Here is a 13,300-nt window from a genome sequence, read left to right as displayed (position 1 = left end):
GTCGCATGGAGCGAGGGCGTGGAGTGCGGCAGTATCGGCGCATGGGCGACGACGTCCGGGAGCCGGTGTTGGTCGTCGGAGGTGGACCGGTCGGGCTCACCACCGCGCTGTTGTTGGCCAGGGCCGGGACGCCGAGCGTGGTGCTGGAGGCCGCTCCCCGGCGGCTGGCGGTCGGCAGCCGCTCGATCTGCGTGCAGCGGGACGTCCTCGACGTGCTCGAACGGGTCGGGCTCGGCCGGCGGATCGCCGACACGGGGGTCACCTGGGAGGTGGGCCGGACGTTCTTCCGGGAGCACGAGGTCCTGGTGACCACGTTTCCCGAGGACAGCCACAGCACGTTCCCGCCGTTCACCAACCTCGGGCAGACCGACGTCGAGCTGCTGCTCGACGAGCGGGTGGCCGCCGAACCCGCGATCGACATGCGGTTCGGGCACCGGGTGGTCGGTGTCGAGCAGGACCCCGACGGGGTGGTGGTGCGGGTCGCCACCGGCGACGGGGAACGCGAGTTCCGCGGCACCCACTGCGTCGCGGCGGACGGTGCTCACTCGACCGTGCGTCACCTGCTCGGTCTGCCGTTCGAGGGCGAGTCGTTCCCGGACCAGTTCCTCATCGCCGACGTGCGCGCCGAGTTCGGCTTCGACGCCCCGGAGCGGCGGTTCTTCTTCGACCCGGTGTGGAACCCCGGCCGCCAGGTGCTGCTCCACCCCCAGCCCGGGAGCGTGTGGCGGATCGACTGGCAGCTCCCCGCGGACTTCGACCTGGACCGGGCGCAGGCCTCCGGTGCGCTGGACACCAGGATCCGCGCGATCGCCGGCGACCGCGAGTACGACCTGCTGTGGGTCTCGGTCTACCGGTTCCACCAGCGGCGGGTGCCCGCGGCGGTGGTCGGACGGGTGCTGCTCGCCGGCGACGCCGCGCACGTGATGGCCCCGTTCGGGGCACGGGGGCTCAACTCCGGGGTGCAGGACGCGGAGAACGCCGCGTGGAAGATCGCCTACGACCGCGCGGGCTGGGCTGGGCCGCTCCTGCTCGACTCCTACGACGTCGAGCGCACCGCCGCCGCGGCCGAGAACCTGGCCGTCACGGGGGCCACGATGCGGTTCCTCACGCCCCGCACGGACGCTGAGCGGGAGCACCGCCTAGACGTGCTCACCCGCAGCGTCGACGACCCGTCCGCGCGTCGGCAGATCGACTCGGGCCGGCTCGCCGAGCCGTTCTGGTACCTCGACTCGCCGCTGACCACGCCCGCGGGCGCCAGCGAGGTGGCGTCGTTCCCCCGTCAGCCCGGCGTCGCCCGGCCGCCGCTGCCCGGCGTGCTCTGCCCGGACGCGCCGTTGCCGGGAGGGTGGCGGCTGCGGCAGACGTTCGGCCCGCACCTCACCGTGTTGACGTCCGCCTCCGCCTCCGGTGAGCTGGCGGAGGACGCGGGCCGGGCCTCCGCCGTTCCCATCCGGGTGGTGCGGCTGCCCGACGCTGGTCTGGCCCGGGACCTGGGCCTCGGGCCGGCGTCGTTCGCGCTGGTGCGCCCGGATGGCCACTTGGCGGCGGTGCGGCACGGGGCGGGCGCCGCCGAGCTGGACGACGCCGTCCGCCGGGCGACGGGCTGGGGCTCGACGCGCTGAAGTAGTGATCCCCTCGTGCGGGAGACAGTCCCCGGGGTCTGCCTTCGGCGTGCGTCCGGCGCTCCCTCTCCGAGGACAGCCCCCACCCGTCCCGGGGGGCGAGCCCCGCTCCAGCCTATCGGCCAGCCCAGGGGCGGCGACACCACACCGAGCGAGCCTGTGGACAACAGACGGGGGTGTGGACAACTGGCTGCTCGAATGGGTGACAGGGGACGAGAAGCCCCGGTGGACGTGGTCCACTGGAAGGTTGTCCGTGCGGGGGTTGGGGCATTGCCGTGGACTGCCACCGCCGAAAGTTCAGAGATAGTGGAGAGACCGACCACATCGGGTCGAAGGAATCACCCGACCGGCTGCTCGCCCGGACGTGTGTTGCCGGCTGACGTTCACCGCCACCGGGTTCGTCGGTCGCGAACGACGACATCCGCGAACGAGGTCATCCGCGACCGACGAACCCGAGGACCGTCGGAGCTGCTCCACCATCAGAGCTACAGCGAGACGCCAGTCAGGACCAGAACGCGCTCCTCGGTGAGGTCGTTCATCGCCGAGCGCACGCCCTCCCGGCCCACCCCGGAGCCCTTCACGCCGCCGTAGGGCATCTGGTCGGCGCGGAACGACGGCACGTCGCCGACGACCACGCCACCGACCTCCAGCTCCGCCGACGCGCGGAAGGCGACCCGCACGTCGTGCGTGAACAGGCCGGCCTGCAGGCCGTAGCGGGAGTCGTTGACCCGGCTGACGGCCTCGTCCAGTCCGTCCACAGTGGACAGGGCGAGGACCGGGCCGAAGATCTCCTCGTCCCACGCCTTCGCGTCGGTGGGCACGTCGGCCAGCACGGTCGGCTCGAACACGGTCCCGGCGCGGTTCCCGCCGGCCAGCACCCGCGCGCCCCGCTCGACCGCCTCGCCGACCCACGCCTCCACCCGCTTCGCGGCGTCCTCGTCCACCATCGGGCCGACGACGACCTCGGGGTCGTGCGGGTCCCCGCTGCGCAGCTCGCGCACGGCCGCCACCAGCCTCGGCACGAACCGGTCGGCCACCGCGCGGTCCACGATCACCCGCTGCACGGCGATGCAGGACTGACCCGCCTGGTAGTTGGAGTAGGTGGCGATCCGCTGCGCCGCGAAGTCCAGGTCCGCGTCGCTGTCCCAGTCCGCGCACACGACCGCCGCGGCGTTGCCGCCCAGCTCCAGGACGACGTGCTTGCGCGGCACCGCGTCCGCGATCTGCCAGCCCACCAAACCCGACCCGGTGAACGAGACCACCGGCAGGCGCTCGTCCCGCACCAGGGCCATGGTCTCCTCGTTGCCCACCGGCAGCACGGAGAACGCCCCGTCGGGCAGCTCGGTCTCGGCCAGCAGCTCACCGAGCAGCAGCGACGAGAGCGGCGTCCTCGGCGCCGGCTTCACCACGATCGGCGCGCCAACGGCCAGCGCCGGGGCCACCTTGTGCGCCACCAGGTTGAGCGGGAAGTTGAACGGGGCGATGCCCAGGACGGGACCCCGCGAGACCCGGCGCACCACCGCGAGCCGGCCCTGCGCGGCCGGTTCGGTGTCCAGTCGCTGGAGGTCGCCGGTGAACCGGCGGGCCTCCTCCGCGGCGAAGCGGAAGGTGGAGATCGCCCGGCTGACCTCGACCGTCGCCCAGCGCAGCGGTTTGCCGTTCTCGGCGGTGATGGTCTCGGCGACCTCCTCGGCCCGCTCGGCGAGCCGGCGCGAGACGTGCTCCAGCGCCGCCGCCCGCACGTGGGCGGGGGAGCGGCGGAACTCCGCCGCCACCTCGTCGGCGGCCGCCACGGCCCGTTCCACCTGGTCCGGGCCGGGGACGGCGACGCTGGCCACCTCGGTTCCGTCGAAGGGGTGGCGGACGACGAGCTCACGCTCGCCCTGCTCGGCGCGCCCGGCGATCCAGCACGGGCGGGGCTTGGCCTCCACGGCGTTCGGACCGGTCATGTCCCTACCGTAGGCCCGCCGGCCCGACCCGGTCGCGCCCGGCGTCCCGCCGTCCGCCGGAAGATCACCAGGATCGGCGACGCATCCGCTGCCAACCGAAACCCACCACTCCCGCCGCGCCGGCGGCGGCGAGCAGCACCGTGCCGTACAGGACTGTCAGGACCAGGACTCCGACCACCGCCACGACCGCGAGCAGGCCGGCGAAGAACGACTCCAGCACGGGCGCCACCTCCCTGCGTGTTGATCATCACACCGTAGACGTACATCACACTTGACGCCAGTGTTTGTTAATACCGCCGTAACGGTGACGTCACTCGTGGTGATGCCCACGTTTCGGCCGGGGGTGGTGCGCCATCCGGCCGGTTCACCTGGGACGATGGGAGCAGAAGGAAGCCCACGCGGAGGTTCGCCAGTGAGCGCCACCAGCGCGCAGCGCCCGGTTCTCGTCATCGACTTCGGCGCGCAGTACGCCCAACTGATCGCCCGTCGGGTGCGCGAGGCGCAGGTCTACTCCGAAGTCGTGCCGCACACCACCCCGGTGGACGAGATCCTCGCCAGGAACCCGGCCGCGGTCGTGCTGTCGGGCGGCCCGTCCTCGGTCTACGAGGATGGCGCGCCCCGCGTCGACCCGGCGTTGTTCCAGCAGGACGTGCCCGTCTTCGGCATCTGCTACGGCTTCCAGGCCATGGCGCAGGTGCTCGGCGGCACGGTCGAGCACACCGGCACCCGGGAGTTCGGCCGCACCGACCTGGCCGTCACCCCGGAGAGCGGCCGGCTGCACGAGGAGCTGCCAGCCAGCCACCCGGTCTGGATGAGCCACGGCGACTGCGTCACGCGGGCGCCGGAGGGCTTCACCGTCACCGCCACCTCCGGCGGCGCGCCAGTCGCGGCGTTCGAGGACGTCGAGCGGCGGCTGGCCGGCGTGCAGTACCACCCCGAGGTGGCGCACTCGCCGCACGGCCAGGAGGTGCTGCGCCGGTTCCTGCACGAGATCGCCGGTGTGCGGCCGCAGTGGACCACCGCCTCGATCGTCGACGACGCGGTCGAGGCCGTGCGCGCCCACGTCGGCGAGGGCAGGGCGATCTGCGGCCTGTCCGGCGGCGTGGACTCCGCCGTCGCGGCCGCGCTGGTGCACCGCGCGATCGGCGACCGGCTGACCTGCGTGTTCGTCGACCACGGCCTGCTGAGGGCCGGTGAGCGCGCCCAGGTGGAGCGGGACTTCGTCGCCGCCACCGGCGTGCGGCTGGTCACCGTGGACGCGCGGCAGCGGTTCCTGGACGCGCTGGCCGGGGTCACCGACCCCGAGGAGAAGCGCAAGATCATCGGCCGCGAGTTCATCCGGGTGTTCGAGCAGGCCGCCAGGGACCTGCAGGCCGAGGCCGGCGAGCAGGGCGAGCACATCGACTTCCTGGTGCAGGGCACCCTCTACCCGGACGTGGTGGAGTCGGGCGGCGGCACCGGCGCGGCCAACATCAAGAGCCACCACAACGTGGGCGGCCTGCCGGAGGACCTGCAGTTCAAGCTGGTCGAGCCGCTGCGGCTGCTGTTCAAGGACGAGGTGCGCCGGGTCGGCCTGGAGCTGGGCCTGCCGGAGACGATCGTGCACCGGCAGCCGTTCCCCGGCCCGGGTCTGGGCATCCGCATCGTCGGCGAGGTGACCGCCGAGCGGCTGGAGATCCTGCGCGCGGCGGACGCGATCGCCCGCGAGGAGCTGACCGCGGCCGAGCTGGACCGCGACATCTGGCAGTGCCCGGTCGTGCTGCTGGCCGACGTGCGGTCGGTGGGCGTGCAGGGCGACTTCCGCACCTACGGCCACCCCGTCGTGCTGCGGCCGGTGTCCAGCGAGGACGCCATGACCGCCGACTGGACGCGGCTGCCCTACGACGTGCTGGAGCGCATCTCCACCCGCATCACCAACGAGGTGCGGGAGGTCAACCGCGTGGTCCTGGATGTGACGAGCAAGCCGCCGGGCACCATCGAGTGGGAGTGACCGCCGGCCGGCACCTCGGTCGCGGCTGAGGGACGGGGCGGGCGCCACGCGTGGCCACGTGTGGCGTCCGCCCCCGTTCACGGAGATCGCTTGACCCGATCGGGCGAGCACGATAGGCAGTTCCGGTGCTCGCCGAGATGAGCGGGCAGGGCCGGCTCGCGATCGGAGCCCTGGTCGGTGTGGCGTTATCCGCCCTGCTCTGTCTGGGTCTGACGGACCAGCGGGCACCGGCTCCGGCGTCCCGGGACTACTTCGAGGAGACGTCGACTCCCTCGCTGGGCCCTGCCTCTGTCACCACGTCGACGACCGTCGCCCCGTCCGGGGCCACCACCGCCACGAGCGGCACGACGACCAACTCGTCCACCACGTCGGCCCCGCCCCGGTCCACGCCGCTGTCGGCCACCTCCACCAGCGGAGCGGCGTCGACCAGCGCCCCCCAGGCCACCGCGGCGCCGCCGACCTCGGCCCGTCCCCCGGATCCGACCACCACGACCGTCCCCCGGACCTCGCCGAAGCCGACACCGGCGCCCACCCCCACGACCACGACCACCACGCGGACCTGCCCGTGGTTCTGGTGCTGACCGCTCCCATCGGCCAGGGGCCGGCGGGGCTACTTGCGACGCGGGCGGAGCGAGGCGATGAGCATCAGCAGGCCGACGGCCACCGCGCCGCCCGCGAGCACCCACCGCAGGTCCCAGTCGGGGAACCAGAGCTTGCCGTCGGTGAGGTTGTAGCCCGCCGCGCCCAGCGCGACCAGGCCCGCGAGGAACGTGAGCACGTCCAGCCCGCGCCGGCGCCCGTCCCCGCCGCCCCGACGCTGGACGCCGCTCTTGTCCTGGTCAGTCACGGAGCACCTCCACGTTGCCCATGCCGGTCCGCGCGTCCAGCACGATCTTTCCGCCGCCGGGCCCGTCCGGTCCGTTGTCCTCGATCCGCATCGACCGCCGCGTGCCGTTCGCCCACTGGCCCAGGCACTGGACTTCGCCCAGCCCGGAGGTGCACTCCACCTGGACGTCGGCGTCGCGCGGCACGCGGACGGTCACGTTGCCCAGGTTCACCCCCACCCGCGTGGTCACCTGGTCGTCCTTGCCGAGTCGCAGCTGGGAGAGGTCGAGGTCGATGTCTCCGGCGCTGAGCGTGTACGACGGCTGCACGTCGGTGACCGCCGTCGGGCTGGCGTGCTGGGTGCCGGCGCCCTCCCACTGGTTCACCGGCATCCCCGCGCCACTGGCCATCGCGAAGAAGGCGACTGGGATCGCGAGCGGGATCAGGCCGCGGCCGCCCCGCACGAACGACCCGACCACCATGCCGAGGCCGAGCACGGCGAGCACGATGCCCGGCACCTGCGACCACGAGATCTTCGGCACGAGCAGCATGCCCACACCGCCGGCGACCAGGGACAACGCGAAGGTCACCGCGGTGACCCGCGACCGGCGTCGCGGCGTCGGCGGCTCCTCGACGCGCGACGGCGCGGGCTCCGGCAGGTCCCAGGCGAACGGCGCCGTGCCGAGCGGGTCCCAGGCGGGCGGTGCGGACGGGGTCGGGGACAGCGGGTCCGCGGGCGGGGTGCTCGCGGCCGGTTCGGCCACGGGCGGGAACGTCGCGCCGGGGAACGGTGTCGGTGCCGGAGGCGGCGTGGGCTCGGCCGGCGGCGGGGCGGGGGCCGCGGCCTGGGTCGAGAACGGCTGCGTGGCCGACGCCACCGTTGGCGGCTCGGCGACGCCGGCCGGACCGGCTGGACCCATCGCGCCCGTCTGCCCCATCGGGCCGACGGGCCCGGTGGGCCCTGGGGTGCCGGTGGGACCGGGCTGGGTCGCCGGCGGTACGTCCGACCACGCCGGTGCCGGCGCGGCCGCCCCGAACTCCCGGTTCTCCTGGCCCCGGGCGCGGTGCAGCAGGTACAGCGCGCCGCCGGCGAGGGCCAGGGACACGAAGGCCGAGACGTCGCCGTCGAACACGTACGCGCTGATCGGGATCAGGCCCAGCGCGAGCGCCGCCGTGAGCGCGCCGGACGTCGAGGCGCGCCCCCGGTGCAACAACCCCTCCACCGCCGACACCTCGTCGCCGTCCTCGGGCAGCAACAGCCAGCCCAGCACGTACAACAGCAGTCCGACGCCCCCGGAGAAGGTGAGCATCGCGAACGCGACCCGCACCAGCACCGGGTCGACGCCGTAGCGCCGGCCGATGCCGGCCGCGACGCCCGCGACCTTGCGCCCGACCCGCGGTCGGCGCGGCCTGGTCGCCCAGAAGTCCCCCGCCGTCTCCTCGACGGCGCCCCACCGCCTCGGTGTGCCCTGCGTCCCGCTCACGTCGTCCAGACTCCCCTGCCCGCCGTCACCACCACATCGGGGAGCCCCCTGACCCGCCCCGGAGGCCGGGGCCGCGGGGACCGGGGTCGTCCCCGGATGTTCCGCCGGTGTGCGAGTGTGACGATGTCACGGTGAACGCCGGAGCCGGCGCGGTCGGCACAGTCGGCATAGTCGGCGCGGTCGACACGGGAGGCCGTGGGGCGGACCGAGGGACGGGGGGAGTGGCGGTGGTGGAGTCGGTGCGGTGGCCGGGGGTGGCCGCGGCGCGGACGGGAGACGACCCGGCGACCACCGGGTCGGCCCACGCACCGCTGGTTCGGCAGCGCTCCGGCCGGGTCGTGGGGGGTGTGGCGGCGGGGGTCGCCGACCACCTGGGCGTGCCCGTGCTGTGGGTGCGCGGTGTGTTCACGGCGTTGGCGGCGCTCGGCGGGGCCGGTGTGCTCGCCTACGGCCTGCTGTGGATCAGCATGGCGCCCGAGCCGGCGGACGCGCCGTCGCGCGAGGAGTCGTCCACGGAGCGGATGCAGGGCATCGGCCTGGCGGTGCTGGGCGTCGGCCTCGCGATCGCGGCCGGCGCGCTGACCGGGACCATCGGCCGGTGGGTCATCGGCCCGCTCGGCGCGGTGCTCGTCGGCACCGCCGTGGTCTGGCGTGAGGCGGACGAGGCCCAGCGCCGGCGCTGGCTCGGCTCGGCCCGCTCGGGGGTCGCCGGCGCGCTGATGGGCGGGGGCGGCGCGTCCGCCGTCGTCCGGGTGCTCGGCGGCGTCGGCCTCGTGGTCACCGGCATGGCGATGTTCCTGCTGACCAAGGTGGACTTCGCCGCCATGCAGTCGGCCGTGGTGGCCGTGCTGGCCACCCTGGTCGGCGTCGCGGTGCTGACCGTCCCGTGGTGGCTGCGGCTGGTGCGCGACCTCAACGAGGAGCGCAGGGCGCGCATCCGCACCGAGGAGCGCGCCGAGATCGCCGCCCACCTGCACGACTCGGTCCTGCAGACCCTGGCGTTGATCCAGAAGCAGCCGGACGTGCCCCGCGAGGTGCTCCGGCTCGCGCGGGGCCAGGAGCGGCAGCTCCGCGGCTGGCTCTACGGCCCGTCCGGCTACGGCCGGCGGGGGCCGGAGGGGGAGGCCGGCGCGGGGGCCGGCCCGGCGGGGAACCTGGCCGAGGCGGTGGCCACCGCCTGCGGCGAGGTGGAGGACGCCTTCGCGGTCAAGGTCCAGCAGGTCGTGGTGGGGGACTGCGAGCTGGACGAACGGCTGGTGGCGGTGGTGCTCGCGGCCAGGGAGGCCGTCGTCAACGCGGCCAAGCACGCCGGGGTGGGCGAGATCAGCGTGTACGCCGAGGTGGAGCCCGAGCGGGTGCAGGTCTACGTGCGGGACCGGGGCAAGGGCTTCGACCCGGAGGCGGTGTCCGAGGACCGGCATGGCCTCGCCGACTCGATCCGGGGGAGGATGGAGAGGCACGGCGGCAAGGTCCGGCTGCGCACCGCGCCCGGCGAGGGCACGGAGGTCCAGCTGGAGATGCCGCGTTCCCGCAACGGGGCGAAGAGCGCCGGCAAGGAGGCACGACGGTGAGCGACCAGGAAGCGCAGGGCACGGCGGAGACGGGAAGCCGCCCGGTGCGGGTCTTCCTGGTCGACGACCACGCGTTGTTCCGCACCGGGGTGCGGGCGGAGCTGGACCACGCGGCGGACACCGTGCAGGTGGTCGGCGAGGCCGGGTCCGTGGACGAGGCGGTGGCCGGCATCGGCCACTATCGCCCGGACGTGGTGCTCCTGGACGTGCACATGCCCGACGGCGGGGGCGCGGAGGTGCTGCGCCGCGTCCGGCCCACCCTGCCCGAGGTGGTGTTCCTGGCGCTGTCGGTCTCGGACGCGGCCGAGGACGTCATCGCGGTGATCCGCGCCGGCGCGCGCGGCTACGTGACCAAGACGATCTCCGGGCGCGAGCTGGCCGAGGCGGTGTGCCGGGTCGCCGAGGGCGACGCGGTGTTCTCCCCGCGGCTGGCCGGGTTCGTGCTCGACGCCTTCGCCGACCGGCCGGGCGCGGCCCCGATCCGGGACCCCGAGTTGGACCTGCTCACGCCGCGCGAGCGGGACGTGCTGCGGCTGCTCGCCCGGGGCTACGCCTACAAGGAGATCGCCTCCGAGCTGTTCATCTCGGTCAAGACGGTGGAGACGCACGTGTCGAGCGTGTTGCGCAAGACCCAGCTCTCCAACCGTTACGAGCTGTCCCGCTGGGCGTCGGACCGCCGGCTCGTCTGACAGCGGTTCTGCCTGACAGCGGTTCTGCCTGACGCCGGGCCGGACGCGCCGGTGGCGCGACACCGGGAGGCGCCGCGCCACCGGGGCGTGCGGGTCGTTCAGTCGCCCGCGCTGGCGGTCGGGGCCGCGAGGCGGGCGGGGGTGACGGTCGACGGCGGGGACGGCGTGGTCGGCTCGACCCGGGCCCGCCGCCGCACGGAGAGGCGGGTCAGCGCGACGCCGACGAGGATCACGGCCATGCCGGCCAGGACCCTCGGGTGCAGCGACTCGTCCAGGACGACCGCGCCGAGCAGCACCGACACGATCGGCATCAGGTAGGCCGTGGTGGACGCGATGGTGGGGCCCTCGTCGGCGATCAGCCGGTAGTAGGCGATGAACGCCAACGCGGTGCCGAAGACGCCGAGGACGGCGACGGCCAGGAGCGGAACCGGGCTCCAGCGCACCGCCTGCAGTCCGCCGAAGGGCAGCGCCAGGGCCGTCCAGCCGGTCGCGCAGATCATCTGGCCGGTGGCGACCGCGACCGGCGGGACGCCGTGCCCCGCCAGGTACCGCGCCATGTACACCGCCGAGAGGCCGTAGCTCAGCGCCGCGCCGAGGATGGTCAGGGACGCCCAGCTCAGGACGCCGCCGGCCTGCCACGGCGCGAAGATCAGCAGGGTGCCGGCGAAGCCGAGCGCGAGGCCGGCGCCCCTGACCCAGCTCAGGCGGCGCTCCTGGCGCACGAGCAGCGCGATCAGCAGTGTCCACAGCGGCATCGTGCTGTTGAGCACGCCGGCCAGCCCGGTGTCCACCGTCTGCTCGCCGATCGCGAACAGCACGAACGGCAGAGCGTTGGCGAACAGCGCGGCGACCGCCAGGTGCGCCCACAGCTTCCCGCCACTCGGCAGCGCGATCCGGCGAACCCGCAGGATCGCCAGCAGGACCACGGCGGCCAGGCCCAACCGCACGAGCACGAGCTGGACCGGGGAGAACGCGTCGAGGCCCAGCTTGATCCACAGGAAGCTGGACCCCCAGAGCAACGCGAGGACGCCGAGGCGGAGCAGACTCCCCGGGCTTGTCACGGTGATCCTCCAGGATTGGGTGGTGGGTGTTCCGCCCGCGCCCTGTCGGGTCCGGGCGCGGGACGACCGTTGTCGTCCCGACCTCCGGGCGGCGCGGCGGCTCCTCCACCTTGCGTCCCCGCATGCGTCAGATCAAGTGAATAATTGTGGACGAAACATTTAGTAGATCTGTACGGTGGGTGCATGCTGGACGTGCGTCGGTTGCAGATCCTGCGGGCGGTGGTGAGCAGCGGCTCGGTCACGGCCGCCGCCGCCAACCTCGGTTACACCCCGTCGGCGATCAGCCAGCAGCTCGCCGTGCTGGAGAAGGAGGCGCGCACTTCGCTCCTGGAGAAGGCGGGCCGGGGCGTGCGGCCCACTGCCGCCGGGCTGCTGCTCGCCAAGCACGCCGCCGTCCTCACCGCGCAGCTCGCGGCCGCCGAGGCCGAACTGGCCGACCTGCGCGCGGGTCGGACCGGACGGCTGCGCGTCACCTTCTTCGCCACCGCCGGCGCGATGCTCGTGCCTCCCGCCGTCGCCGCGTTCCGCCGCTCCCACCCGGACGTGCAGCTCGACCTCGCGCTCCGCGATCCGCAGGACCCGCTGGCCGAGGTCCTCACCGGCGAGGCGGACCTCGCGGTGGTCGTGGTCATCGGCGCGGTGCCCGTCCTGCCGGGCGTGCGGTTCCTGCACCTCCTGGACGACCCGTACCGCGTGGTGTTGCCCAGGGAGCACCCGCTCGCCGAGGAGAGCGGGCCGGTCGACCTGGCCCGGCTCGCCGGCGAGCCCTGGGTGGAGGCGGTGTCCTTCCCCGGGCCCTGCCGGCAACTGGTGCTCGACGCCTGCGCGGCCGCCGGCTTCACGCCCAACCCGTCGGCCGTCTCCGACGACTTCCCGTCCGCCCAGGGCTTCGTCGCGGCGGGGCTGGGCATGGCGTTGATCCCGACGCTCGGCCTGGGGATCACGCACCCCGGCGTCGCGGTCCGCCCGCTGCGGAACCCGGAGCCGGTCCGCCAGATCTACGCGGCCGCCCGCGAGAGCCAACACGACCACCCGGCGGTCCAGGGCTTCCTCCACGCCCTGACCAACGCGGCCGAAGCCGTGTGCGCCCACGAATAGCGGGATCCCGGCCGAAGTCAGAGAAAAAGCGAAGTGGGCTCCCGGCCGAAGCCGGGAGCCCACTTCAACGGATGTGGGGTTTGGATCAGGTGTTGCCGGACCAGCGGAAGTTGTCGACCAGGTAGCCGCTGCCTTCTGGTGCCGCGATCACGGGGTGGTACATGCGGCGGTTCTCGGACGAGTTGTCCTTCTTGATGAAACGAACGAGAACCGAGTACCGCCCGTCCCCCATGGGGTGTGGCCCGTCGATGATCTCAGCCTTCTTGAGGCCCGCCAAGAATGACAGCTCACCCTGCTCGGTATAGGCGGCCTTGCCGCGGACGCTGAGCTTGCTGCGCAGGATTTCCGTGTCGGGTACCGCCGCGTAGAAGTCCTGTACCGCCTGGGCCGGGCTGCCGGACGGCCCCTCGTTGACCTTCGGGGACTTCGACGAGGACGAGGGCGTCGGGGCGTGGGTCGCGGTCTGGTTCCCCTTGCCGCCGCTGGTGCCGGGGTCCGCGCCGGTGCTGTTGGTCCTGTTCATCAGCGAAGTCGCGATGAGGACACCGGCCACGCCGGCCACCAGCAGCAGCGCGAGGTAGACCAGGCCGCTCCGACGCGGCTTCGGTGCGGGCGCCGGGGCCGCGGGTCGTGGCGCGGCGGCCGGACGGCGCGGCGGTGGGGGCGGCGGGTCCTGGTGGGTGGGGGCGGCCGGGCGGCCGTTCGTCGCCGGCACCGGGGCGATCTCGGCGACCCGGGTCGGCTTGGGCGCGCTGGTCACGGGCGGGCGCGAGTCGACGCGCGTCATCGAGGGCTGGGCGACCGGCTGGCGCGGCGGGGTGTGCGGGCGGGGCGGGACGGGCGGAGCCGCCACCGCCTTGGTGACCACGGCCTGGGTCGGCGCACCCGACTGCCACGGCGGCACCACCGCCACCGTCTCACCCAACCCGGCCGGAAGCGGCTTACCCGCGGCCACCGCCGCCAACGCCTCCCGCGCCTGACCCATCGTCGGACGCTCCTCCGGCTCCGACC

11 protein-coding genes and 1 pseudogene are annotated in these 13,300 nt (G+C 74.0%); 5 read left to right on the top strand and 7 right to left on the bottom strand.

Features of this window, described 5'->3' with window-relative positions:
- Nucleotides 1–41 precede the first annotated feature (41 nt).
- Nucleotides 42–1,622 (top strand): FAD-dependent monooxygenase, encoded by a 1,581-nt coding sequence (locus BUE43_RS00055; RefSeq protein ID WP_073479274.1) that lies wholly within the window; start codon nt 42–44, stop codon nt 1,620–1,622.
- A 485-nt stretch (nt 1,623–2,107) separates the two neighbouring features.
- On the opposite strand, the gene BUE43_RS00050 is transcribed toward BUE43_RS00055, so the two are convergent.
- Together BUE43_RS00050 and BUE43_RS33995 are read right to left on the bottom strand one after the other, a co-directional pair.
- Entirely contained in the window at nt 2,108–3,571 is a 1,464-nt protein-coding gene (locus BUE43_RS00050) for an aldehyde dehydrogenase family protein (protein WP_073479273.1), read from the bottom strand.
- Between the two features lie 64 nt (nt 3,572–3,635).
- Nucleotides 3,636–3,791 (bottom strand): hypothetical protein, encoded by a 156-nt coding sequence (locus BUE43_RS33995; RefSeq protein WP_159447666.1) that lies wholly within the window; start codon nt 3,789–3,791, stop codon nt 3,636–3,638.
- 156 nt (nt 3,792–3,947) lie between these two features.
- On the opposite strand from BUE43_RS33995, the gene guaA reads away from it, so the two are divergent.
- On the top strand, nt 3,948–5,561 hold the full coding sequence (guaA, locus tag BUE43_RS00045) for a glutamine-hydrolyzing GMP synthase (protein ID WP_073479272.1): 1,614 nt from the start codon (nt 3,948–3,950) through the stop codon (nt 5,559–5,561).
- Between the two features lie 247 nt (nt 5,562–5,808).
- On the opposite strand, the gene BUE43_RS00040 is transcribed toward guaA, so the two are convergent.
- From BUE43_RS00040 to BUE43_RS35550, 3 genes are read right to left on the bottom strand one after another with little or no spacing between them, the layout of a single operon-like run.
- Nucleotides 5,809–6,114: a hypothetical protein gene (locus BUE43_RS00040; RefSeq protein WP_073479271.1), complete on the bottom strand. Its 306-nt coding sequence runs from the start codon at nt 6,112–6,114 to the stop codon at nt 5,809–5,811.
- Nucleotides 6,115–6,171: 57 nt separating this feature from the next.
- On the bottom strand, nt 6,172–6,408 hold the full coding sequence (locus BUE43_RS00035; protein ID WP_073479270.1) for a hypothetical protein: 237 nt from the start codon (nt 6,406–6,408) through the stop codon (nt 6,172–6,174).
- Entirely contained in the window at nt 6,401–7,870 is a 1,470-nt protein-coding gene (locus BUE43_RS35550) for a PspC domain-containing protein (protein WP_073479269.1), read from the bottom strand. The genes BUE43_RS00035 and BUE43_RS35550 overlap by 8 nt, the downstream gene beginning before the upstream one ends.
- Before the next feature lie 227 nt (nt 7,871–8,097).
- Here BUE43_RS35550 and BUE43_RS00025 point away from each other — a divergent pair, with 227 nt between their 5' ends.
- Both BUE43_RS00025 and BUE43_RS00020 read left to right on the top strand, forming a co-directional pair.
- Nucleotides 8,098–9,441: an ATP-binding protein gene (locus BUE43_RS00025; protein ID WP_073480123.1), complete on the top strand. Its 1,344-nt coding sequence runs from the start codon at nt 8,098–8,100 to the stop codon at nt 9,439–9,441.
- Complete coding sequence (locus tag BUE43_RS00020) at nt 9,438–10,130, top strand: response regulator (RefSeq protein WP_073479268.1); 693 nt, start codon at nt 9,438–9,440, stop codon at nt 10,128–10,130. Before BUE43_RS00025 ends, BUE43_RS00020 begins: the two co-directional genes overlap by 4 nt.
- Before the next feature lie 98 nt (nt 10,131–10,228).
- On the opposite strand, the gene BUE43_RS00015 is transcribed toward BUE43_RS00020, so the two are convergent.
- Nucleotides 10,229–11,197, bottom strand: coding sequence for a DMT family transporter (locus BUE43_RS00015; protein ID WP_073479267.1), 969 nt, complete (start codon nt 11,195–11,197; stop codon nt 10,229–10,231).
- Between the two features lie 177 nt (nt 11,198–11,374).
- Here BUE43_RS00015 and BUE43_RS00010 point away from each other — a divergent pair, with 177 nt between their 5' ends.
- Entirely contained in the window at nt 11,375–12,289 is a 915-nt protein-coding gene (locus tag BUE43_RS00010) for a LysR family transcriptional regulator (RefSeq protein ID WP_073479266.1), read from the top strand.
- An 85-nt stretch (nt 12,290–12,374) separates the two neighbouring features.
- On the opposite strand, the pseudogene BUE43_RS00005 reads toward BUE43_RS00010, so the two are convergent.
- Nucleotides 12,375–13,300 (bottom strand): annotated as a pseudogene (locus BUE43_RS00005) (hypothetical protein); the annotation flags it as partial.

The organism is Streptoalloteichus hindustanus (genome assembly GCF_900129375.1).
Lineage (GTDB): Bacteria > Actinomycetota > Actinomycetes > Mycobacteriales > Pseudonocardiaceae > Streptoalloteichus > Streptoalloteichus hindustanus.
The sequence above is the reverse complement of the archived record's forward strand: the minus strand, read 5'-3'. Positions and strand labels throughout refer to the sequence as shown.

Bases quoted from the DNA above. Each gene is read 5' to 3' on its own strand.
- BUE43_RS00055 (WP_073479274.1), top strand. From the start codon at position 42: ATGGGCGACGACGTCCGGGAGCCGGTGTTGGTCGTCGGAGGTGGACCG.
- BUE43_RS00050 (WP_073479273.1), bottom strand. From the start codon at position 3,571: ATGACCGGTCCGAACGCCGTGGAGGCCAAGCCCCGCCCGTGCTGGATC.
- guaA (WP_073479272.1), top strand. From the start codon at position 3,948: ATGGGAGCAGAAGGAAGCCCACGCGGAGGTTCGCCAGTGAGCGCCACC.
- BUE43_RS00010 (WP_073479266.1), top strand. From the start codon at position 11,375: ATGCTGGACGTGCGTCGGTTGCAGATCCTGCGGGCGGTGGTGAGCAGC.